The 20,996-nt window shown below is 52.3% G+C and carries 21 protein-coding genes and 1 riboswitch; of the genes, 1 reads left to right on the plus strand and 20 read right to left on the minus strand.

Features of this window, described 5'->3' with window-relative positions:
* Positions 1–4: 4 nt before the first annotated feature.
* The 9 genes from M3202_RS06725 to cobJ all read right to left on the minus strand — a co-directional run bounded on the left by M3202_RS06725 (position 5) and on the right by cobJ (position 8,914).
* Positions 5–1,093 carry a cobalt-precorrin 5A hydrolase gene (locus tag M3202_RS06725; protein WP_251222566.1) on the minus strand — a complete coding sequence of 363 codons (1,089 nt, stop codon included), beginning with the start codon at positions 1,091–1,093 and terminating at the stop codon, positions 5–7.
* Positions 1,086–1,880, minus strand: a complete 795-nt coding sequence (gene cobM, locus M3202_RS06730; RefSeq protein ID WP_251222567.1) for a precorrin-4 C(11)-methyltransferase — start codon at positions 1,878–1,880, stop codon at positions 1,086–1,088. Before cobM ends, M3202_RS06725 begins: the two co-directional genes overlap by 8 nt.
* Positions 1,873–2,598, minus strand: coding sequence for a precorrin-2 C(20)-methyltransferase (gene cobI, locus M3202_RS06735; RefSeq protein WP_251222568.1), 726 nt, complete (start codon positions 2,596–2,598; stop codon positions 1,873–1,875). The genes cobM and cobI overlap by 8 nt, the downstream gene beginning before the upstream one ends.
* The gene (gene cbiE, locus M3202_RS06740) at positions 2,585–3,805 is read right to left on the minus strand and encodes a precorrin-6y C5,15-methyltransferase (decarboxylating) subunit CbiE (RefSeq protein WP_251222569.1); all 1,221 of its coding nucleotides are present in this window, start codon (positions 3,803–3,805) and stop codon (positions 2,585–2,587) included. The genes cobI and cbiE overlap by 14 nt, the downstream gene beginning before the upstream one ends.
* A complete protein-coding gene (locus tag M3202_RS06745) occupies positions 3,790–4,899 on the minus strand; it encodes a cobalt-precorrin-5B (C(1))-methyltransferase (protein WP_251222570.1) in 1,110 nt (369 codons plus the stop codon). The genes cbiE and M3202_RS06745 overlap by 16 nt, the downstream gene beginning before the upstream one ends.
* Before the next feature lie 4 nt (positions 4,900–4,903).
* Positions 4,904–5,554: a precorrin-8X methylmutase gene (locus tag M3202_RS06750; protein WP_251222571.1), complete on the minus strand. Its 651-nt coding sequence runs from the start codon at positions 5,552–5,554 to the stop codon at positions 4,904–4,906.
* Positions 5,555–6,328 (minus strand): precorrin-6A reductase, encoded by a 774-nt coding sequence (gene cobK, locus M3202_RS06755; protein WP_251222572.1) that lies wholly within the window; start codon positions 6,326–6,328, stop codon positions 5,555–5,557. It lies immediately after the preceding gene.
* Between the two features lie 68 nt (positions 6,329–6,396).
* The gene (locus M3202_RS06760; RefSeq protein WP_251222573.1) at positions 6,397–7,236 is read right to left on the minus strand and encodes a sirohydrochlorin chelatase; all 840 of its coding nucleotides are present in this window, start codon (positions 7,234–7,236) and stop codon (positions 6,397–6,399) included.
* A 16-nt stretch (positions 7,237–7,252) separates the two neighbouring features.
* The gene (cobJ, locus tag M3202_RS06765) at positions 7,253–8,914 is read right to left on the minus strand and encodes a precorrin-3B C(17)-methyltransferase (RefSeq protein WP_251222574.1); all 1,662 of its coding nucleotides are present in this window, start codon (positions 8,912–8,914) and stop codon (positions 7,253–7,255) included.
* A gap of 165 nt (positions 8,915–9,079) precedes the next feature.
* Positions 9,080–9,263: riboswitch (cobalamin riboswitch) on the minus strand.
* A gap of 239 nt (positions 9,264–9,502) precedes the next feature.
* Here cobJ and M3202_RS06770 point away from each other — a divergent pair.
* Positions 9,503–10,087, plus strand: a complete 585-nt coding sequence (locus M3202_RS06770; RefSeq protein WP_251222575.1) for a hypothetical protein — start codon at positions 9,503–9,505, stop codon at positions 10,085–10,087.
* 66 nt (positions 10,088–10,153) lie between these two features.
* Here M3202_RS06770 and M3202_RS06775 read toward each other — a convergent pair whose 3' ends face one another.
* The 11 genes from M3202_RS06775 to M3202_RS06825 all read right to left on the minus strand — a co-directional run bounded on the left by M3202_RS06775 (position 10,154) and on the right by M3202_RS06825 (position 20,991).
* Positions 10,154–10,456 carry an anti-sigma factor family protein gene (locus M3202_RS06775; RefSeq protein ID WP_251222576.1) on the minus strand — a complete coding sequence of 101 codons (303 nt, stop codon included), beginning with the start codon at positions 10,454–10,456 and terminating at the stop codon, positions 10,154–10,156.
* Entirely contained in the window at positions 10,437–10,976 is a 540-nt protein-coding gene (locus M3202_RS06780; RefSeq protein ID WP_251222577.1) for an RNA polymerase sigma factor, read from the minus strand. Before M3202_RS06780 ends, M3202_RS06775 begins: the two co-directional genes overlap by 20 nt.
* A gap of 34 nt (positions 10,977–11,010) precedes the next feature.
* Entirely contained in the window at positions 11,011–11,298 is a 288-nt protein-coding gene (locus M3202_RS06785) for a hypothetical protein (protein WP_251222578.1), read from the minus strand.
* On the minus strand, positions 11,295–13,289 hold the full coding sequence (locus M3202_RS06790) for a hypothetical protein (protein WP_251222579.1): 1,995 nt from the start codon (positions 13,287–13,289) through the stop codon (positions 11,295–11,297). The genes M3202_RS06785 and M3202_RS06790 overlap by 4 nt, the downstream gene beginning before the upstream one ends.
* 111 nt (positions 13,290–13,400) lie before the next feature.
* Complete coding sequence (gene zupT / locus M3202_RS06795) at positions 13,401–14,210, minus strand: zinc transporter ZupT (protein WP_251222580.1); 810 nt, start codon at positions 14,208–14,210, stop codon at positions 13,401–13,403.
* A 149-nt stretch (positions 14,211–14,359) separates the two neighbouring features.
* Positions 14,360–15,601, minus strand: a complete 1,242-nt coding sequence (locus M3202_RS06800) for a glutathionylspermidine synthase family protein (protein WP_251222581.1) — start codon at positions 15,599–15,601, stop codon at positions 14,360–14,362.
* Positions 15,602–15,614: 13 nt separating this feature from the next.
* Positions 15,615–16,031: a DUF350 domain-containing protein gene (locus tag M3202_RS06805; RefSeq protein WP_251222582.1), complete on the minus strand. Its 417-nt coding sequence runs from the start codon at positions 16,029–16,031 to the stop codon at positions 15,615–15,617.
* A gap of 1 nt (position 16,032) precedes the next feature.
* The gene (locus M3202_RS06810) at positions 16,033–17,259 is read right to left on the minus strand and encodes a glutathionylspermidine synthase family protein (RefSeq protein ID WP_251222583.1); all 1,227 of its coding nucleotides are present in this window, start codon (positions 17,257–17,259) and stop codon (positions 16,033–16,035) included.
* 4 nt (positions 17,260–17,263) lie between these two features.
* Complete coding sequence (locus tag M3202_RS06815; RefSeq protein WP_251222584.1) at positions 17,264–17,728, minus strand: hypothetical protein; 465 nt, start codon at positions 17,726–17,728, stop codon at positions 17,264–17,266.
* 202 nt (positions 17,729–17,930) lie between these two features.
* Positions 17,931–19,295, minus strand: coding sequence for an FAD-binding oxidoreductase (locus M3202_RS06820; RefSeq protein ID WP_251222585.1), 1,365 nt, complete (start codon positions 19,293–19,295; stop codon positions 17,931–17,933).
* A gap of 259 nt (positions 19,296–19,554) precedes the next feature.
* Complete coding sequence (locus M3202_RS06825; RefSeq protein ID WP_251222586.1) at positions 19,555–20,991, minus strand: amidase; 1,437 nt, start codon at positions 20,989–20,991, stop codon at positions 19,555–19,557.
* Positions 20,992–20,996 lie beyond the last annotated feature (5 nt).

A 20,996-nucleotide genomic window follows, 5' to 3' on the forward strand; every position in this document is an offset into this window, starting at 1 on the left:
GGCCTCACCCCTTTTCTCCTTTTCGGGCAATCGAAATCGTCACATTGCCGCTTTTCTTCTTTTCAAGCAGCAGCTGCCTGCTTTTTGCCGTCCGCAGCGCGGCCGGCTCACTGACGCCATAGGCTCCTGTGTAGCGAAACACCGTTTCCGAAGGGTTCGGGAACGGAATTTCATTGAGTTCCTCCGGGCTGTAGCAAATAAACTCCCATTGAAATGTTTCACAGACGGCAAGCAGTCCGGCCTCATCCTTTTTCAAATCAATCGTGCTAATGCTCGCGACTGATTTTGGTGAGAGTTCCAGCTCCTGCAATGTCTCGAAAATCACCGCTTCAATTTCTTCCGCCGACGTTCCGCGGTTACAGCCGATCCCCAGGCAAAGTGTCTTCGGCCGGTAGAGCACACCCTTTGTCCGTAAAATGGTCATCCATTCTTCAGACAGCAGCCGGTCTGAAATGACGAGAGCGGCCTGGAAGCGGCCCGGCTCAGCATCCGCTAACGAGGAGACAAGCGTAAAGTGAGACGGCAGCGCTTTGTCATGCTTCCACCAGTGACGCTCCCCCGCTTCCTGGACGATCAACACCGGCTCTTCATTGACGATTGCCGCGCTGACCGGCGTCACAGCCTGCTCATCCTCAATCGTCCAGCCGAATTCCCGCCCGAATATGTCGACCGGAATTGTTTTTTGGACATCGGAAGCCGTCGTAATAACCGGGATCGCGCCAAGCAGTCCGGCAATCTCCTTCGTCAGCTCATTCGCTCCGCCGACATGGCCGGATAGCGCGCTGATCACAAATTGACCACGTTCATCGACGACGACGACAGCCGGATCGACTTTCTTTCCTTTCAAAATCGGAGCGATCATCCGGATGACGGCACCGAGCGAGATCACGATCACGAGTCCGTCATATTCGGCAAACAGCCGCGGCAGCTGAAGCTTGACCGAGCCTTCAAACAGCTGAAAGCCCTTTTCTTCCTCATCCCCGTAAGCATGCTTCGTCATATAGTACAGGTCGGCATCCGGACGCTTTTGCCAAAGCTGGCGAATCAGTTCGGTGCCATGCTTCGTGATGGCGACAAAAGCGATCTTATCCATTGGCCGGCTCCCCTTTCCGAAAGCCGTGCGTAAATGTTTTGTCATAGAGCTTTGATTCGTATTTGCCACGCTGTTCGAGCAATGCTTGATCCGCGGCCTTGCTGATGATCACCATTGCCTGCTTGCGGATGCCGGCTTTGCGCATCTCCTCATCCACCGTGCCGAGCGTCGCCCGGACAATTTTCTGATCAGGCCATGTCGCCTTGTAGACAACGACGACGGCGTCGGATTCCTTCCAGCCGGCAGCCAAGCATTCGCGCACGACTTTTTTCATCAACGTCGCACTTAAAAACAGGGCGAGCGAGCATTGATGCTTGGCGAGGTCGATCAGCTGCTCTCCTTCCGGCATCGGCGTCCGTCCTTCCGCCCGCGTCAATATGACGGATTGCGTCAGCTCCGGTATAGTCAGCTCAATACCGGCCGCGGCAGCCGAGGCGAAGACCGAGCTGACACCGGGAATGATCTCATAGCCGATGCCGCGCTCCTTCAAGTAGGTCATCTGCTCAAAAATCGCACCGTAGACGGCCGGATCGCCGGTATGGACGCGCGCGACACTGTGCCCCTTTTCCACTTCCGAGGCGATGATTTCGATGATTTCCTCCAAATGCATCCCGGCCGTCTTGATTACAGCTGCTTCCGGCTTTGCCTGCTCCATCAGCGCCGGGTTGACGAGCGAGTCGGTGTACAGCAGGACATCAGCCTCCTGCAAAATCTTCTGGCCCTTCACGGTAATTAAGTCGGGATCACCGGGTCCGGCGCCGACGATATACACTTTCGCTTCAAGCATGAACGCCACATCCTTTGCGCACGAGCATCAGCGTTAAATATTCCAGCTCTGCGGTTTTTAATTCCGTCACATCACGCCAAATGTATTCCTCGGACGAAGTGACCTTCGTTGCGACCGCCGCATCCTGCACGAGGTCAAGCTCCTCGAGCAGCTCGATCATCATCGGCAACACCTTCGCGACCTTGATAAAGACAAGCCCGTCATGGTCCAGCAGCGCCTTTTTCATCTGCTGGCGATCTTCGGTTGCCGGAATGACCGCCATCCAGTCATCGCCGTCCGCCAGTGGAATGCCAAGCTGTGACGCCACGCCATTGACCGAGGAAATGCCGGGAATCGACTTGATCGGCACCTCAGGATAGGTCGCCTTCATCGTCCGCTGCAAATGAATAAATGTACTGTAAAGCATCGGATCGCCCTCTGTCACGAAAGCGACGGTTTTACCGACGGACACATGGGCATAAATCTCAGCGGTAATTTGCTGCCATTGCTCCGTCAGCACAGCCTGATCCTTCGTCATCGGAAAGACGAGGCCGAGCATCTCTTTTTTGTTCATGTCGACAAACGCTTCAATAATTTGATGGGCGTAGCTTTTACTGCCCTTTCTTTTCTTCGGATAAGCGACAACATCAGCCTCCTGCAGCATCCGATACGCTTTTAACGTAATTAGCTCCGGATCGCCAGGGCCGACACCGACACCGTACACTTCACCTGTTGCCATCTGTCTCCTCCTTCGTTGCTGTCAGAATATAAATCGGATTTAACGCATCAAATCTTGTCATATGTAAAATCGGCTTGCTCCGGGACAGCTGGGCAAGTGTCATCTCAAGCGCAAGTCCTGCCTCCTTGAAAGCGGTCTGTGCTGTCGCCAGCGTTTCGACCGTCACGGCGTTCAGCACAATCCGGCCTCCCGCTTTTAACCGTTCCGCACAGGTTCTAATAATTTCCGGCAGCTCTCCTCCCGTCCCGCCGATAAAGACGGCATCCGGATCGGGCCAGCTGTCAAGCTGCGCCGGCGCTTTGCCATGAACAACGGTAAAATCGGTGCGAAATGTTTTCATATTTTCATAGCAATTGGCCAGATCGGCTTCGTTTTTCTCAATCGCAAACACTTGCCCTTCTGTCGCAATCCGCGCCGCTTCGATCGCGACCGAGCCTGTACATGTGCCGATATCCCAGACAGTGCTCGTTTTCGTCAGCTTCAGCGCGGCGATGCTGAGCGTGCGCACTTCTTTTTTTGTAATCAAGCCTTTATCCGGCTTGCGCTGCCTGAAAAGATGATCATCGATCCCGAGCGGAAACGAAGGCGCCTTTCCGGTCTGCTTCAGGATCACAAGATTGAGCGGATGCGCTTCGTAGCGCGTAAGCTCGTCCAGCTCAAACCAGCCTGTTTTCTCATTAGCGCCACCGAGCGCCTCCGCTACGAACGCTTTGTATTCGCTCATGCCATAGTCGAGCAAATAGGCGGCGATTGCTGCCGGGCTGTTCGTTTCATCCGTCAGCAGACAAACCTTCTTCTGCCCGTCGATTTTTTGCGCCAGTCCTTTCATCGCCCGTCCGTGTACGCTAAGAAACGTCGCATCATGCCAGCTTTCCTGCATTTTTGCAAAACCGGCCTGAATCGAGCTAAGCGCCGGATAGAGTTCAATCTTCGGTACTTTCTTCGCCAAATAGCCGCCAATCCCGTAAAAAAGCGGATCACCTGAAGCGAGAATGACCGTTTTTTTGTCGGTTTCGAGCAGGCGTTCAACCGTCGCCTTCAAACCGCCTTTCAGTCCGATTTTCTCCCCCTGATAACCGGGAAAGAACGCCAGCTGGCGCTCGCCGCCGACGAGCCTCTCGCTTTCGTCTACCCATTGCTGATAGAGCGCCGGCCAGGCAGCCGGGCCCTGCTCACTCATGCCAATGACCTTCATTGTCGCGGCCATCTCACCGCCTCCCTTCCTAATAGCTCATTTTTCATCGTCAACAGAATCGTTTCAATCGTCAGCCCGCCGTTCACTTCCTGCAACCCGGCCTCTGATGCATAGCGGCACAAGCGCTGAAAGAAGTCAGCATATCCTGCCTCATCGAGCATCGTCCCGACCTGAGAGGCGGTATTCGCCCGCAAAATCTCCTGCTGAAGCTCCGGCGGGACTCCACTTTCCGCGGCGACCTTGGCGAGAAATTCAAAGCTGACCGGAGCGCTTTTCGAATGGACCATCATCACGCCCTGGGCGACTTTTGAAAATTTCCCCATCATCCCGACGAGGGTCACCTGCTTCATCCGTTTCGCCTTGCACTGCTTTAACGTAAAGCCGACAAAATCACCCATTTCGATAAACGCTTCTTCCGGGGCATCCGGGAAAAGCTCCATCGCATATTTTTCACTCCGTCCGCCCGTCGAGCAGATGACATGCTCGCAGCCGCTTTCCTTGGCGACCTGCAGCGCCTGGGCGATGCTTGCGCGAAACGCCGAAGTCGAAAACGGCACGACCGTTCCCCTCGTACCGAGAATCGAAATGCCGCCGATAATGCCGAGCCGGCTGTTTAACGTTTTCTTGGCGATTTCCTCTCCATCCGGCACGGAAATGATGATCGAAATGCCCTGCTCGACGCCGGTCTCCTCCAGCACGTCCTCTGCAACCTCAAACAGCATCCGGCGCGGCACAGGGTTAATCGCCGCTTCCCCGACCGCCACCGGTAGCCCCGGCTTCGTTACCCGGCCGACGCCGACGCCGCCATCAAGCTTAATGCCAGGCGCGCTCTCCCAGGCGACACGCGACACGATTCGCGCACCGTGTGTCGCATCGGGATCGTCGCCGCCATCTTTAATGATCGCCGCCTCGGCATACTGCTCGGTAAATTGAACAGACTCCATTTGAAAGGTGACAATTTCTTTATTCGGCAGCTTGATCGTCGCTTCGTTAACCGCTTTTTGCGTAATCAAGCTAAGAAGCGCCGCCTTCGTCGCCGCCGTTGCGTTGGAGCCTGTCGTATAGCCATGCCGCAGCTGCTTTGTTTCCTTTTGCCCGCTTGCCATCTTTTCAGCCTTGCTGCTCCGCCATTAAGGAAATCGCGTTGATCGCGGCCACGGTTACCGGACTGCCGCCTTTTCTGCCAACGTTCGTAATAAACGGCAGATCAAGCTTCGCCAGCTCCTCCTTCGATTCGGCCGCCGAGACAAAGCCGACCGGCATTCCGACGATCAGCGCCGGCTTTGCTTCCCCGTTTTTCACGAGGCGAATCAATTCAAGCAGCGCGGTCGGCGCGTTTCCAATCGCGAAAATGCCGCCCTCCGCCAGCTTGACCGCCTTGCGCGTCGCCACGATTGCTCTCGTCGTGTTGAGCCGCTTCGCTTCCTCGATCACATCGGGATCGGAAATATGAACGTGAACGCTTCCGCCAAACTTTTCGATCCGCGGCTTGCTGATGCCGCTTTGAATCATTTGCACATCGGCGATTACCTTGCAGCCAGAACGGATCGCCGCCACGCCGGCGCGTACTGCGTCAGGATGAAAGAGCACGCTTCGCCCAAGCTCGAAATCGGCCGAGGCGTGGATCACCCGCTGGACGACGGGGTACTGCTCGTCGGTAAAGGAATGCTCGCCAAGCTCCTCGGTAATCATCTGAAAGCTCTTTCCTTCAATCTCCTGCGGTTGTACGGTCAACGGTTTAAATTCTGTTTTGAAATCCATTTATTTTCCCTCCATCAGCTTAGTGACTGTTGCTACAACATCTTCCTTCGTATGAACGAGATCGTGGACATCCTGCTTCGGTCGCTCGATAACGATCACCTCTAAGCCAAGCTCCCTGGCGGCTTCCAGCTTCTCATCGACCGAGCCGACCTTGCCGCTTTCCTTCGTGATGACGAGGGTGACGCCGAACTGGCGATAAAGCGCCTTGTTAAGCTCCTTTGAAAAAGGACCCTGCATCGCGACGATGTTTTTTTGCTCAATGCCCAGTTGTTCACAGCGCTCCATATTGTCCTTGCGCGGCAGCATCCGCGCGATCATCCGTAGGTCAGGCAGCTCGAGCAGCTTGTCCGCGAAGACAGCGAGCGTCTTGCTGCCGGTCGTCAGCATAACGACCCCTTTATGCTGACTCGCAAGCTCAGCTGCCTCGGCGTAGTCCGCGACGAAGCTGATCCGCTCATCCTCGGCAATTTCGCTCGCCTGCCGCTCAAACCGGACATAAGGAATGCCTGCCTGTTCCGCGGCCGCGTGCGCATTTTTTGAAGCCTCCTCGGCAAAAGGATGGGTCGCATCGACAAGGAGAGAAATGTGCTTTTCCTGCAAAAGCGCCGTCATTTCCTCGATCGTCAGGCGGCCGACGCGCACCGGAATTCCGGCCTCGCTGATGCTTGCCGCCCCGCTCTCCGTCACGACGCTCGCCAATAACGGATAGCCCGCATCCTTTAAGGCGATGGCCACTTCGCGCGCATCACTCGTTCCTGCCATAATAAAGATCATCCGCTTTCACCTCTCTTTTGCAGATTTGTTTTGCAAGACCCGCATCCACCTATGAAAGCAAATGCGTTTTAATGATGATGGTGGTGATGATGATCGTGGTTGTGGTCAAGCTCAAGATGCTCCTTCGCGAATAAACGGTACTGACAGTTATCGCAGTTTAACGCGGCCAATCCTTGTAATGCTTCCTCGGCTCTTTCCTTGAAAATCGTCGCCAGCAGCGGATGGAAGCCAAAAAACTTCGTCATCAGAAACGATGAGTCCGGATAGCTTCGCTTGAACCCCTCAAGCTTCTCCTCCATCCGGTCCATCAGCACGCCGCTGAAAAAGAAGTAAGGAAGCAGGCAAACCGAGCTTGCGCCGAGCTTTAAAGAGCGCTCGACAGCTTGTTCCACCGTCGGCGAAGTGACGCCGATAAACGACAGCTCGACATCGGTCATATTCAGCCGTTCACTGAGCAGACGGGAAATTTTGTACAGCTCACTGTTTGCATCACCGTCACTGCTTCCGCGTCCGACGATCACGAGGCTACTCCCTTCCTTCGCCTGCCAGCCGGCTTCTTTCAGCCTGTCGGCTAAAATATTAATCACGCCCGGATGCGAACCGATCGGCCGGCCATATGTAAAAGAGACGAGCGGAAACTTCTGGCGCGCCTTGTCCACTTCCGCCGGAATGTGGATTTTCGCATGTCCGGCCGAGAAGAACATCATCGGCACAAGCGCGACCTTTGTCGCCCCCTGCTTCACGCACGCTTCAATTCCAGTGGCAATCGCCGGCTCAGCAAACTCCAGAAAACAGGTTTCAACAATATCAGCCTTGACCTGCTGCTTCATCCCGTTGACAAACTCCAGCAGTTGCTCGTTCCCCTCTGGCTTTCGGCTCCCGTGGCCGATAAATAATACAGCTTCCATCTTATCTCCTCCTTTGTTAATCGCCGCACACATTGTCAACGGCGATCGGCTCCGGCACGTCACGGTACTGATAACCGGCAACGACCTGGACCCGTTTAAAAAACTTGTGAAACCGTTCATTCGGCATGCCACGCTGCTGGAAATCGCGGACAACCTTGATGACTGTTGCGACGAGCTGCTCCTTGCTCATTCCTTCGGCGACGAGCTGGCCGACATGGGCGTTTCTCCCTGTCGTTTTCGCCCCTAAAAACAAATCAAATGCTTTTTTGCGGTAAATGATGCCGATATCGTTCGTCGGCGCGCCGTAGCACGCCATTCCGCAGCCGTTGAAGCCGATTGTCAGCCGCTTCGGCACGGGTTCGCCGCCAATTGAGCGAAAGATCTCATCAAGCTGCGGCAATGATTCGCCCTTGTCACCGTCACAAAAGTCACACGCCTTAATCGTGACAACATCGCCGACCGGATGCAGCAGCAGCCCCTCCCGCTCAAGCTCGGCCGTCACCTGTGCCGCGTCCCCCGTTTTCATCGTCACCTTCATTTGATGATCGGGCGTATATTCAATCTCGCCTTTATCGCCAATTACCTCGCCAATCAACTGCATTTGCGCCGCACTGAATTTTTTGTTGGCAAGACCTGGCGAGATCGCAAATTCAAACACCGTTTCCTGCCTGAACAGACTTTCCGACGCCGGCTCAACGTCACGCTTCCCTACGTTTTCCTCCCCGTGCAGGAGCGAAAGCGCTTCTTCGGCCAGCTCACGCAGCGATCCCCGCGCCGGTTCGGGTCCTGCTTCCTCGGCAAGCTCTTGAAGCGAAGATGAAGCCGGTTCAACTTCCTCTTCACCTTGATGTAGCGCCCACGGCTCGTGCTCCGGCTTTAAGCGCTGATGCGGCCGCAAAGCCTGCTTCGCTTCTCCAAGCGTATATTTTTTCTGATAGCCGCGCGGCGTGATCATCTTGCCGTCGTACATAAACGTCGATCCATTGCCGATGATGACCGTCGTCAGCATGCCGATCTCATGCTCAAGCATCTCGCCGAGCGTTGTCATCACGATATGTTGACGCTCGCGATAGGCGCTTTTGACAAGTCCAACAGGCGTCTCGGCAGAACGGTATTGCAGCAAAATCCGCTGCGCCTCTTCAATCTGTCTCGTCCGCCGCCCGCTTTTCGGATTGTAGAGCGCAATCACAAAATCAGCCTTGCCCGCGGCGTCAAGTCTCGCTTTAATCAGCTCCCATGGCGTCAGATGGTCACTGAGGCTGATCGTGCAGGCATCATGCATGATCGGCGCGCCGAGCAGCGAGGCGCAGGAGTTAATCGCCGATATCCCGGGAATAATTTCAACCTCGACCCCCTCCTGCTCCGTCCAGCCTTTTTCAATTAACACCTCATAGACGAGACCGGCCATGCCGTAGACGCCGGCATCCCCGCTTGAAATAACCGCAACCGTCTTTCCCTCTTCCGCCTGACGCACGGCTTCCTGTGCCCGGCTCACTTCCTCCGTCATTCCGGTCCGGATAATCGCTTGATCCGTCAGCAACGGTTTAACCAAATCCACGTACGTGTTGTAGCCGATAATTGAATCACTTTCAGCGATCGCTTCCCTCGCCCGGCCTGTCATATGCTGCTCGTGGCCCGGCCCGAAGCCGATCAATAAAAGCTTTCCTTTCGCTCCCATCGGATGTCCTCCTTTTTAACCTTCGGGGAAAGCGGGGCAATAAAAAAAGCCTCCACCCGCAAAAGGGTTAGAGGCTAGTCCTTTTTTATATCTTCAGAAAAGGAATCCAGCAGAGACAGCATTGTCGTCTCCTGCTCTAACACCTCCCCATCTCCCGTAGGTCAATCAGTGTCGTTGGATAAGGCAGGTCTCCTGGCTCAAGGTCTTACGCTGCAGCTCCTTCCCGTCCTATGGACAGTGGCTCATGCATACAGCACTCCTTTTACAGTGGCGGGACCGCGTCGGCTTTTCACCGAACTTCCCTTTTAGAAAGTCAACGATGACTTTCACCTTTTCCCAAACATATGCAATTTCATGTTTCTTTTACAGTACGTAACAATCTGATAGAAGTCAACTATTTTTTCCTGCATTCCTTGTTTCCCAGCTTACGAGAGATTCACTGTGATCAACCGGATAATCGGCGATTTCAACTAGTGGAGAAGGACATTTTCTCATTGACAACACAGCTTTTAAAAAGATAATGATAGTAGGATTCTTTTTCCAATTCCAAAAATACTAGATGCCATTCATCATAAAGGAGTAATAGAGATGAAACGGAAAAAAGCAATAGTGATTTCAGCGATTGTTGCCCTACTGATTGCCGCGGCTTATGCAGTCGCCGATGCGACAGTCGTTAAAACGGCTCCGTTACAATTCGGCATCATGGAAACATTTGATAATTACGAAGAACGACTGGAAGGCAGCGATTTAGCTGTAGTCGCCGTACTGAATGGTGAGCCGGAAAACGTCGTTTACTATGAAGATGGATTACCTACCCCCAGCAGCCACCATTTGAGCGATATTTTCATACAAAAAGTGATCAAGGGTGACGAAAGTTTGGAAGGTTCTACGATCACGATACGTGAACCATATTATATTGTCGATAACGGATGGGCGCCAGGCGTTACTGAAATCTATTACGGCGACTATACCGCTCTGCAAAAGGGCGCTGAGTATTTGCTGTTCCTCGGATGGACGGAAAGCTGGGGGCAATACGGTATCGCCTCCGCCCACGAAGGGAAATTTGATTTAAGCGAACACGATGAAGAAGAAAAACGAGCGGTTGAACAAAACCCTCGTTTGCAAAAACTGAGAAGCGACATTTTAGCCAATGTGGAGCTTGAGCTTGACTGATCGGGGTGTTTAGGACAGGGTGGGAAAAAGGGCAAATCCTCTCTTTTGCCCCCATCCTCCCTTTTATTATTTACTGGCATGAAACAACATCAAAAGAATGATATAAACGGCGAAAAACAACAGCGTTCCTTTGATGATCATCCTGCCAAAATATTTGCGCCACACATGGCGGTCTGTTTGCACCGCCTCTTCTGTACAGATAGCGGGCACCGGCAGAGGGGCAACCGTTTCGTCTGAGCGCAGTTCAGCCAGCAGCTCCTGGCAGCCGTGGCAAGTCGAGAGATGCTGTTCAACCAGCTTCTCCGATTCAGGGCGGCATTTCGCTTCGACATAGTGCGGCAGCAAATCTCTAATAATTGAGCATTTCATCGCTTCTGACTCCTTTCTTTCCGGCTTCCTTTTTGTACTGCAGGCGCGCGCGATGGATCGTCGTCTTGACCTTGCCAAGCGACCAGCCGAGCACATGGGCGATTTCCTGATAGGACAGCTCCTGCATATCACGCAAAATTAAAATATCGCGGAAAACCGGCTTCATTTCATCAAGAATGCGGTAAAGCTCGTCCAGCTTTTCTTTGTGCAAATAAAAGTCTTCAGGCGAATGAACGGCGCTGAGCAGCGGATATAAATTCGTATCCTCCATCACCGTCACGGCCTGCACGTCTTTTTTGCGAAAATAGGAGACATAGTGGTTGTGGGCTATCCGGTAGAGCCATGACTTGATCGTTGCGTCTCCGCGAAAATGCGGCAGCGCCTCAAATGCTTTTAAAAAAACGTCCTGACAGAGATCCTCGGCCGTAGCTGTGTTTTTCGTCTGTCTGAGCAAGTAAGCGTAAATTGCCGGCTGATAGGCTTTATAGATCGATTCCAGTTTTTCTAAATACGAGGTCATGTTTCAAAAGCCCTTTCTCTAACCGAAGTCATTTTTAAATATATAGCCAAATCGACACCCATATTAGGAAAAGTGCGATCATGCCGATCCCCACCGCTAAAAACCTTCTCGCTTTTTTGATCGTTTCCAGCTCTAAGCTTTCCTTTTCATCAATCGGCAGCTCCGGCTGTTGCTCCGCTCTGTTTTGTTCCTTCTCACTCCAGTCACGGCAGAGGGGACAGCTCATTTGGTGAGCTGCCATCCATTCAGCCGTTTCCGCTTCCACCATCCCATCCTGCCAGTCTTCTTTCAAGTCGCGAAATACAGCGCATTCCCGTTTCATGATCTCACCCCGTCAATATCGTCGTACACATCCGTCATTTCCCCTGTTTCCATGTCAACAAAATGAACCTGCTTATGCGGCTTCGCGAATGGAACGACGACAATCATCCAAACAAGCTCCGCCTCTCCGTCGCGGCTATAAATTAAGGCCAGCTCTCCCCGCTGGGCATAAATCGAAAACGGCGGATACTCATCGGCGACAAGCTTCATCGCCTTACTCATCGAAACGTCTTTTTCAGCGAGCAGTGCCTGATCGATCTTCTGACGATGCTGCGTCGGATACCAGTTTTGATGAAAGGAAATCAATTCACCGTCGGCAGTAAGATGTACCTGGACATGGTGGGAAAGCAGTCCGTCCTCATCCTGCCACGAATAAGCGCCATATTCCCCCTGCTCATATTGCGCCTCCTGCATCGCAAACTGAGGAGATAATGTCCGTGCAGCTTCCTTGGCCTCTTCGGCGAACGCTCCATCCTCATCGGTCACTTCTTCGTCTCTTAGCATTAGCTGCAACAGCTCACCCGTTTCCGCATGGAGGTGTATCCTTTCTCCATTTTTCGTTTTGATCGTGACAGTCGGCTGCGATTCGTAGGTGAACGAGCTCCACACATGGTCAATATACGTTGGGGATGAAGGCCGGCCAAGCGCGATCAAAATGTCCTCTACTTTTTCATTTAGCTCCTCCATTGTCAGTTTGACGACAGAGCTTTCAAGCTCGAGCGGACCGCTGAGCGGAGTCGGGGAAAACGAAATGAGCTGCAAATCATAATTCCAGACGACACTACTCGCCTCGGCGCCTTTTACCCTTTCGCCGTCAGACCAGAGTGGCAGAAAGGAAACGACGGCTTGCTTTGCTGCATCATCAAATTGAACCGCGATCTCAAACCGTTCTTGATCATAATTAATTTCTGCTCTTTCAAGCAGGCCCTCCGTCTGCTGGAGCACGTCCTGTTCGGAAGGGGGCACAGCTGCCGATGACGCTGCCTCCTCTGGATCGGTTCGTGACAAGCCGAACAATTCGCCCGAACTGTCAAATCTGATCGAATAACCGCCCCCGTCGAGCGTATAAGCATTATAAAAATCTTCGCGAATCGAGGAATGAGCATTAAAGCTTACTTCCTCGCCGATCAGCAGCCTTGCGCGCTCCTGCATCTCGGCAAGTGAAGGCATCTCCGTTTCCGCGCGATACGCAGTATGAATATAATAGTTTGCCTTTGCTTCGACGACATGCCATAGATTGTAGAATGGGTTGGCGATAACTATTAGGGTGACACTAATGCTTGCGACAGCAGCATACCACCCCTTCCCTCCGATTAGCGGGCGGCGTTCCAGCAGCTGCTTGACCCACTCTGATCCGCCGAGCAAAAGCAAAAATAACGTCAGTGGAAATAACGCCTCAAACTGACTCATTCTCGTAAAGGCCACCGTTCCGCCACTGACGACAAAGAACACGGCCCACACTACCATGCTCTGGCGCCAGTAGCTCTGAAACAGCACGTAGATGACGGCAAAGCTGGCGGCAATCAACGCCAAAGCCGCCAACGTGTAGGCGTCGGACAGATCCGCAAGCGTCAGGCTCGGAAGCATCAAAAGGATCGGAATACAGAGCACGATCACATCAAACAGATAAAAAAATCCGTGCAACGCCCGGAAAGGCAAGGTGATGAGATAATGCATTCCGACGACTAGTATGTATCCGTAAAAAATCACATTCACAATTTGATTCAGAACATTATACTGAAAGCTGACATGTTCCCCGCTAATAAGAAAATGATGAAAAAATTCAAGCGTGACCGCGAGAAACAGTAACGCCCGCAGCATAACACCTGCCCTGATCATCCACTTCTCACGATTCTTCGCCGACGGACGCTGAGCCGCCAAAGCGGTCAGGCTTAAAAGCATCAAGGCAACCCCGACCAAGAACAGTGTCCATAAACTGACCGGGATGTAACGCTGGATATGGTTAATGACACTGTACAAAACATCCCACATCTTCCTCACTCCTTTGTATCGTCTGTTATATAGACACATTAGAATGATAAAAGTTTCAGAGTGCCTTAAAAAAAAAGCCGCTTCAACAGGCAAAAGGCCTATTAAAGCAGCTTAAATAAACAGCAGCAAACTAATCGCCATGACGGCCATTCCGCCGATCAGGCCGTAAATCGATGTATGGGCTTCATCATATTTTTTCGCCGCCGGGAGCAGTTCGTCGAGCGAAATGAAAACCATGATTCCCGCCACCGCTGCAAAAATGATGCCGAACATCACATCATTTAAATACGGCATTAAAAACAAAAAGGCGACGAGCGCGCCGACCGGCTCGGCAAGACCGGAAAGAAATGATAGTCTGAACGCTTTCTTTTTGCTTCCGGTCGCGAAATAAATCGGCACCGAGACGGCGATCCCTTCAGGAATATTGTGAATCGCGATCGCCACGGCGATGGCAATCCCGAGCGCCGGGTCCTGCAAAGCCGAAGTGAATGTCGCAATGCCTTCAGGGAAGTTGTGGATCGCAATCGCCAGCGCGGTGAACGTCCCCATTTTCAATAGCTGGCGATCCTTCACCTCCGGCTTTGCTGTTTCCATATCCTCGACTTTCTTGATCTCGTGCGGGTTTCCCTGCTTTGGAAGAAGCCGGTCAATCGCCGCTGTCAGCACCATTCCGCCGAAGAAGCCGGCGGCCGTCAGCCAATGGCCAAGCTCATTTCCAAGCGAAGCAACGAGCGCGTCCTGCGCCTTCATAAAGATTTCCACCATCGATACATAAATCATCACCCCGGCTGAAAAGCCTAAGGAAAAGGACAAAAATTTCGTATTTGTTGTTGAAGTAAAAAAGGCAAGCAGACTGCCAATGCCTGTTGCAAGACCTGCCATTAAAGTTAAACCAAATGCCAAAAGCAGATTTTCCGTCATGATGTCCGCCTTCTTTCAAGGGCTTTTTGCTCTATCATTTTAGACTATATGTCATCCAAATCAAAAAAGTGTTTGTTGCACCCATTTTTTTATTTTATCGAAAAACACCCTTGAAAGAAATCTTTATTTTAGCCATTCCTAAAAATCAGCTAGCTGTCTGTATAGGCGACGAACATCGAGAGGTTGCCGGTGATCGCCTCTCCCACTCTGAAAAACAAACCGGCCGGCTGCCCGTTCAGCACATGCGAGCCAATCAGCAGCTTGCCTGTATAGGGGCCGTCCCATGTCGCTACCGTCTGCTCAGGCATCGGAAAATAGTGCTGATAAATCACTTCCTGATCCTGATAATGATCAACATCCTCATCAAGAACCGCCCCATTTTCCACAATCTGAATCCCGCCACCTTCCCGGCCCAACACCGGCTTTTTCACATAGGAAGACATTCCGTTCGCCGTATGGAAGGTCGGTAAAAAATACGTATCGATCGCCCTCTGTTCACTGCGCGAATACCATTCGTGACGCTTTTCCCAAATCAAGGCGAATACTGCCTTTGACTGCATCAGCAAAGCGGAAGGCGGGTTAATGATTTTTAGCTTGCTGTCAAGCAAATGGACGAGAAATTGCTCGCCTATCAATTCCCCGGTATGGCTCTTTTCCGCGAGAAAATAGTCAAGCGGGTACAACCGGTAGAGAAATTCGATTTTTTCGCCATTCGGCGTCCGCACATCGTCTTTTTCCACAACGATCTCCTCCAGCGGGATGTATCTCGCTTTCTGTGGATAATGCTTCATCAGCAAACCGACCGTTTGCTTGTCTTCTTCATGCCAGTCGGCACAAGTAAAATAAAGCGTATCGCCGCTGCCGATCTGATAATCCTTGATCACTTGATTCCACGCTTCTGCCAGCTTTTTTGTTAGACCGGCATTCGGATTGCGCGCTCCATGCTCGCGGCAGATCACCTCCTGGGCGACAGCCGCCTCAACGAGACCGACCGGTGTATCGGTATTGGCCTCAATCACCTTTAAGCCGTCTGCCGAAGCGATGAAATCAAAGCGGCAAAAGTAGGAAAATGCCGTTTTCACCTCGGCTAACAGCAGATCCCAAACATAAACGGAAATCCCCAGCCGATGGATCAGCGAATGATCGGCGAGAATGCGCTGATACGTTTTCGCCAAAATATCGTATACGGCGCGCGAAGCATTTTCGACTTCCTGAACGAGCGAAGCCGGCACGCGGAGCAAAGAATCGCTCATATATTGATTGTCCTCATAGTTTTCGTACAATGTCGCCCACGTAAAGCCCTCGCTGGCGACCTTCCGCTCAAGCTCCAGCCACCTTTTCAGGTACGCTTCCTCAGAAAATGGCTCTGTTAATGATTGATAGGGTAGCATCGCAAGCCTCCTTTTAATAGCTGATCGTCGCAGCGACGATCAGACCGACAAGGACCGATACGCCGCCGAGCAAGAGGCCGACTGCCGTGTTGCCGTTTTCAACCTCTTTCGTTACATTCGTTTTGCGCGTCAGTCCGTATTCAATGACGAGATGAAGGACAATTTGAATCACGATCGCGATAAAAGCCCAAATGATCAAATCAAGTAAATTTATCGAGTGACGAATCGCCGACTGCAGCACGACGACGACCCCGGCCATTTTTCCGAGCAGCTTTAACGTCACGGCGATATTGCCGCTCTTTATCAGCTTTCTTTCGGAATACGGGGTGATCAGCTTGAAAATATACGTCGCTATCGCGAATAAGGCGAGGGCGACAAGCAAATAAATGAGAAACCGATCGAGAGTATCCAAATAATAGGAAATGTTCATGTTATACTCCTTTCACTCCACAAGGTAAGAAATAAGCCAGATTATCGGTAATTTGCGCTCCGGCTCGAATGCCGAACGCGCTTGCTTTTCCATTGACAATAAAGCTGCCAAACAATAGATGAGCCTGCTTTTCACCTTTTTCTGTCCGGATCGTCCCGGAAGGCAGCTGACAGAAGGCTTGATACACTTTTTCATAATGCTCATAGCTCGCCGCCTGTTTTTCGCCCAAAAGCTTGCCGTGCTGCTTAATCTCGACGGTATCTCCTTCTCGACCGAAAACGGGCTTCGCCACATAGCGTTCACCTGATTCGATAAACGGCTCCTCATCCAAATAGGTCGGTAAAAAATAACGGCTGATCGTCCGATGCTCAGCAGCCGTAAAATAAGGTGACTGCTGCTCATGCATTCCCCAGATTGCCGCCAGCACTGCCTTGCTTTGCAGCAAAAAAGCAGAAGCCGGGTTCAGCATCGCCACCTTTTTTTCCCGGACGAGGTTCATAAATTCAAGCCCGATCGGAAACCGATCATCTGCTTCGTCGTCGATCAGCGCTTCAAGTGGATATGTATGTCTGTACACAACATCAATTCGGCGCCCTGCTTGATCAAAAACGCCGACTCCTTCTACAATTTGCAGGTGATCGAGAGCGACGAAGGCGGCGTCTTTCAGCTGCGTGATTTTCAATAAATAGTTCATCGTTTCCCGATCTTCAATATCATCCGCATGAGCGGTAAAGACAACATAAGGATGACGTTCCAAAGCGATTGACGTCATACTGTGGTAAATGCTGTTGCGGATCGCCCGCCCAAGCCGCTCCTCTTCGCCTTCATTCGGATCGGCAGCAGCAAAGGACCGGCAAACACGGCCGTTCACCTCAAACAGCTCGCGAATAAAGGTCGGCGTATCGGCGTTAAATTCCAGCAGCTTGAAGCCGTCTTTCACCTGGACAAAATCAAAGCGCCCGATCACCGTCTCATAAGGGATCGTTTTCATTTGCAGAAAGGGCACCGCTTTGACTGGAAAGCCGAGCTCATGCAAGGTCTCGACAGGAGCGTTCCGCAGCAGCGGCGCGATCTTGGCAAAAATCCGATAAGCAGCCTCGGTCGCCGTACGAATCTCTGCTACTTGTCCCGCTTCAAGCAAATAGCAATCATACAAGGCATATTCCTCGCCGTAGAGGCGGTCCCAAAAAGCGGGGATCTCCTGATAAAACAGATCCCGGCTGCTCATGTGCTTACCCGCCAAAGGAACCACCGCTTCCCATTCCGGAGCGTGGATTCGTTGCCCGGTTTGGCGTTCTCTGCTGATCGTTGTCCTGCCTTGGCGGCTGGGTCACATTTTGATCCGGACGGTTCGGCGCCGGCTGTCTCACCTGCCCCGAGCCACCGCCCATTGCTCGTCCGGCCATAAAAGCAGCGATCGTCGGGAACCACATTCCTCCGTAATAATAATGGCCATAGTTCTCGTTGCCTTCTTCGGCGCATTGATAGCCTTGCGCTTCTTCATCCCACGTCCATGTCTGGCAATCAGCTTCTTCCGGTGATGGCAGCGCCGCCGGATCAGGCTCAACCTCCTCGGTTTCCGGAGCAACAGAAAAGAACTCCTCCTGAATCCCCTGCGAGCAGCCTGTCACGCCTAAAAGTGCGACGCTGGACCCGACCAGTCCTTTCAACAGCCGGTCTGTTTTCGGCTTTTTCATCCTTCACACCCCCCTCGTTCTTTCTACGCATTGCTTTTTTACATGGTTTCACTTTGTTTTGATTGTACCAATAGTATGACAATCGATTGAAGCTTTTTATCCCTTTTTCTTTTCTGCTAACAAAATTGCACCGTAGCCTTTATAAATTATTTAACAAAAAAAGAGCATCCGCAATGTCTCTTGCGTTCTGCCCTCTTTCTTATCAATCGATAAAAATCTTCCCCGGATTCATGATCCCATTTGGATCAAGCGCTGTCTTGATCGCCTTCATCACCTCGAAAGCGGCGCCGTGTTCCTGACGCTGATAGATCGCTTTTCCGACGCCGACGCCGTGTTCGCCCGTACATGTACCGCCACGGGCCAGCGCATAATGAACGATATGCTCGTTGAGTCGTTTTGCCCGCGCCACTTCCTCTTCATCCTTCATATCAATCATGAACAACGCGTGATAATTTCCGTCACCGACATGACCCAAGACAGCACCATCAAGACCTTCTTTCTCAATCGCGGCACGAGTATCCTGAATCGCCCCGGCCAGCTCGGTTAACGGCACGCTAACATCGGTCACCATCATTTTGCGGCCGGGAGAGCCGTGGATAAAGGCATAGGCCAAATTATGGCGCACCTCCCACAGCTGCGCCTGAGCTTTCGTATCGAGTTCAAATTGCAGCTCCTCACAGCCAAAATCGTTCACTATTTCCTGGGCGAAGGCGACATCTTGTTTCAACCCGGCTTCATTGCCGTGAAATTCAAGAAAAAGCGTTGGCCGCTCAGCGTAATGCAGCTCGTTGATTTTATTTACCTGTTGAATCGAGCGGGCATCGACCAGCTCCATTCTGGCGATTGAGATTCCCGATGTCCGGATCATCGTCACGGCGTCCACAGCAGCTTGAACTGTCGGAAACGTCGCCCGGCCTGCCATGATCGCTTCTGGAATGCCATACACTTGCAAGGTCAACTCAGTGATCACTCCAAGTGTTCCTTCAGAGCCGACGATCAATCCATTTAAATGGAGGCCGGAGGATGATTTAGCGGCCATCCCCCCGGTATGAATGACCTTACCGTCAGGCAAAACGACCTCCAGATCCTTCACCTGATCCCGCATAATGCCGTATTTGACTGAGGTCGTGCCGCTCGCGTTTGTCGCCGCCATCCCTCCAAGTGTGGCGTCAGCTCCGGGATCGACCGAGAAAAACAAGCCATGCTTTTTCAATTCTTTATTAAGCTGCGTCCGCGTCAGTCCCGGCTGTACTTTGACGAGAAAATCCTGAGGCCTGACATCCAGTACCTTGTTCATCAGCGAAAGGTCGAGTGAAATCCCACCTTGATACGGAATGACATGCCCTTCGAGGCTTGTGCCAAGTCCGAACGGAATGAGCGGAATGCGCCGTTCATTCGCAAAGGCGACGACTTTTTGCACGTCCTCTGTGGAAGCGGGAAAGACAACAGCGTCGGGCAGACTGAGCGGATGATAGCCTTCGTCACGTCCGTGCTGCTCAAGCGTCGTCTCATTGGTCGAAACCTGCTTCGGTGTAAGGAGTTGCTGCAATTCTTCGATATAACTCATGGATAAATCAGCCCCCGTCATCGTTTGATTATTCAGTTAATAAAGAATGGAACAAAAGGTCGTTTTTCTACCTTTTGCCGAGCCGTTACAACGGTATTCGTTCTCCATGAAAGCGTGGGTCTTTCATGGAGAACGTAAGCGCGGTGCGAAGTGCCTTTCTGGAATCTTCCCGCAAATTTAATCTCTTTTCTGCAAATCAGCCTGCGAGACAGTCCTGCTTTTCCCTGTCCTGTATCGTTCAGAGGGCACTGCCGCTTACTTAGTTTGATTGCTTCTGCCCAATTTGCCATTTGGCCGGCTGAAGAGCGAGTCCCTGCTCTAACGCGTAGCCGATTTGATACAGCAACGCCTCATCCAGAGGACGGCCGATCAGCTGCGCTCCGATCGGCAGCCCGTTGTCAGCTCGGCTTGACGGTAGCGATAAACTTGGAAGGCCGGTAAAATTCGTCGGTGCGGTCAGCTTCATAATCGACCAGCGGATGTGCTGCTTTTGATAGGACTCGATATCAACATGGCGCCCATTAATTTCAGGAGCTAAAATCGGAACCGTCGGTGTAAGCAGTACATCTACCTGCTGTAAAGCCGCGGCGAACTCTTCTTTCGCCTGCTGACGTATTTGCAGCGCTTCAGCGTATTCAAAGCCTTTCGTCTCCAACCCGGTCAAAAGCCGCTCTTTGACCTCATCATCCCACTCGTCGGGATGGGCTGCCAGCCGCTCGCGGTGAACTGCATAGGCATCCGAACGGAGAATCACTTTATGCGCTTCTGCGAACTGCTCAATATGCGGCACGTGCACCTCTTCGATCACCGCTCCGCTTTCACGCAGGACGGCAATGCTTCGTTCCATGCTTTCCCTCACTTCCGGATGCAAATCCGTATAGTAAAAGCTTGATGGAAGGCCGACTTTTATTCCTTTGATGCTTGCTCCGATCTTTTTTGACACATTCTCTTCTTCGACAGCGAGGCTGTAAGGATCGCACCGGTCGTAGCCCGTAAGCACCTGCAACAGCAGCGCATTATCTGTCACCGTCCGCGTCATCGGCCCGACATGATCGAGCGTCCAGGAAAGCGGGAACACCCCGTGCTTGCTCACTCGGCCAAAGGTCGGCTTCATCCCGACAATCCCGCAAAAAGCCGCTGGCACACGAATCGAGCCACCCGTATCGGTCCCCAAAGCGCCAAAGCACATGCACGCAGAGACGGCGGCGGCCGAACCGCTGCTTGATCCGCCTGTCATTTTCGTCAGATCGTACGGATTCTTAACCGGACCCGCATGAGAGCGGTCGCCTGTAGGACCGTACGCGAATTGATGCGTGTTCAGCTTGCCTATGATAATCGCTCCGGCCTCTTGCAGCCTCTCGACGACTGACGCATCAATAGATGGCACGTAGTCAGCAAAGAGCGGCGAACCCATCGTTGTTTTCATATCCTTTGTGTAAATCAAATCCTTAAGCCCGATTGCAACCCCATGCAAGGGGCCTTTATAGCGGCCGGCCTGTATTTCCTGCTCCGCCTCTGCCGCCTCGCTCATCACCCGCTCCTGATCAATCGTAATAAAAGCATTAATCTCCGGGTCGACCTCCTCAATCCGCAAAAGCAGCTGCTTCGTCACTTCCACCGGCGAGAGCTTTTTTTGCTGGAAATGCGCTGCAACCTCTGCCAGGCTTAATGTCAGCATCTCTTCCTGTCCCTTCATCCGCG

It is taken from the genome of Halalkalibacter oceani (genome assembly GCF_023715605.1).
Lineage (GTDB): Bacteria > Bacillota > Bacilli > Bacillales > Bacillaceae_D > Halalkalibacter > Halalkalibacter oceani.

Coding starts and splice junctions, on each gene's coding strand:
- M3202_RS06725 (WP_251222566.1), bottom strand. CDS start 1,093: ATGGATAAGATCGCTTTTGTCGCCATCACGAAGCATGGCACCGAACTG.
- cobM (WP_251222567.1), bottom strand. CDS start 1,880: ATGCTTGAAGCGAAAGTGTATATCGTCGGCGCCGGACCCGGTGATCCC.
- cobI (WP_251222568.1), bottom strand. CDS start 2,598: ATGGCAACAGGTGAAGTGTACGGTGTCGGTGTCGGCCCTGGCGATCCG.
- cbiE (WP_251222569.1), bottom strand. CDS start 3,805: ATGGCCGCGACAATGAAGGTCATTGGCATGAGTGAGCAGGGCCCGGCT.
- M3202_RS06745 (WP_251222570.1), bottom strand. CDS start 4,899: ATGGCAAGCGGGCAAAAGGAAACAAAGCAGCTGCGGCATGGCTATACG.
- M3202_RS06750 (WP_251222571.1), bottom strand. CDS start 5,554: ATGGATTTCAAAACAGAATTTAAACCGTTGACCGTACAACCGCAGGAG.
- cobK (WP_251222572.1), bottom strand. CDS start 6,328: ATGATCTTTATTATGGCAGGAACGAGTGATGCGCGCGAAGTGGCCATC.
- M3202_RS06760 (WP_251222573.1), bottom strand. CDS start 7,236: ATGGAAGCTGTATTATTTATCGGCCACGGGAGCCGAAAGCCAGAGGGG.
- cobJ (WP_251222574.1), bottom strand. CDS start 8,914: ATGGGAGCGAAAGGAAAGCTTTTATTGATCGGCTTCGGGCCGGGCCAC.
- M3202_RS06770 (WP_251222575.1), top strand. CDS start 9,503: ATGAAACGGAAAAAAGCAATAGTGATTTCAGCGATTGTTGCCCTACTG.
- M3202_RS06775 (WP_251222576.1), bottom strand. CDS start 10,456: ATGAAATGCTCAATTATTAGAGATTTGCTGCCGCACTATGTCGAAGCG.
- M3202_RS06780 (WP_251222577.1), bottom strand. CDS start 10,976: ATGACCTCGTATTTAGAAAAACTGGAATCGATCTATAAAGCCTATCAG.
- M3202_RS06785 (WP_251222578.1), bottom strand. CDS start 11,298: ATGAAACGGGAATGCGCTGTATTTCGCGACTTGAAAGAAGACTGGCAG.
- M3202_RS06790 (WP_251222579.1), bottom strand. CDS start 13,289: ATGTGGGATGTTTTGTACAGTGTCATTAACCATATCCAGCGTTACATC.
- zupT (WP_251222580.1), bottom strand. CDS start 14,210: ATGACGGAAAATCTGCTTTTGGCATTTGGTTTAACTTTAATGGCAGGT.
- M3202_RS06800 (WP_251222581.1), bottom strand. CDS start 15,601: ATGCTACCCTATCAATCATTAACAGAGCCATTTTCTGAGGAAGCGTAC.
- M3202_RS06805 (WP_251222582.1), bottom strand. CDS start 16,031: ATGAACATTTCCTATTATTTGGATACTCTCGATCGGTTTCTCATTTAT.
- M3202_RS06810 (WP_251222583.1), bottom strand. CDS start 17,259: ATGAGCAGCCGGGATCTGTTTTATCAGGAGATCCCCGCTTTTTGGGAC.
- M3202_RS06815 (WP_251222584.1), bottom strand. CDS start 17,728: ATGAAAAAGCCGAAAACAGACCGGCTGTTGAAAGGACTGGTCGGGTCC.
- M3202_RS06820 (WP_251222585.1), bottom strand. CDS start 19,295: ATGAGTTATATCGAAGAATTGCAGCAACTCCTTACACCGAAGCAGGTT.
- M3202_RS06825 (WP_251222586.1), bottom strand. CDS start 20,991: ATGAAGGGACAGGAAGAGATGCTGACATTAAGCCTGGCAGAGGTTGCA.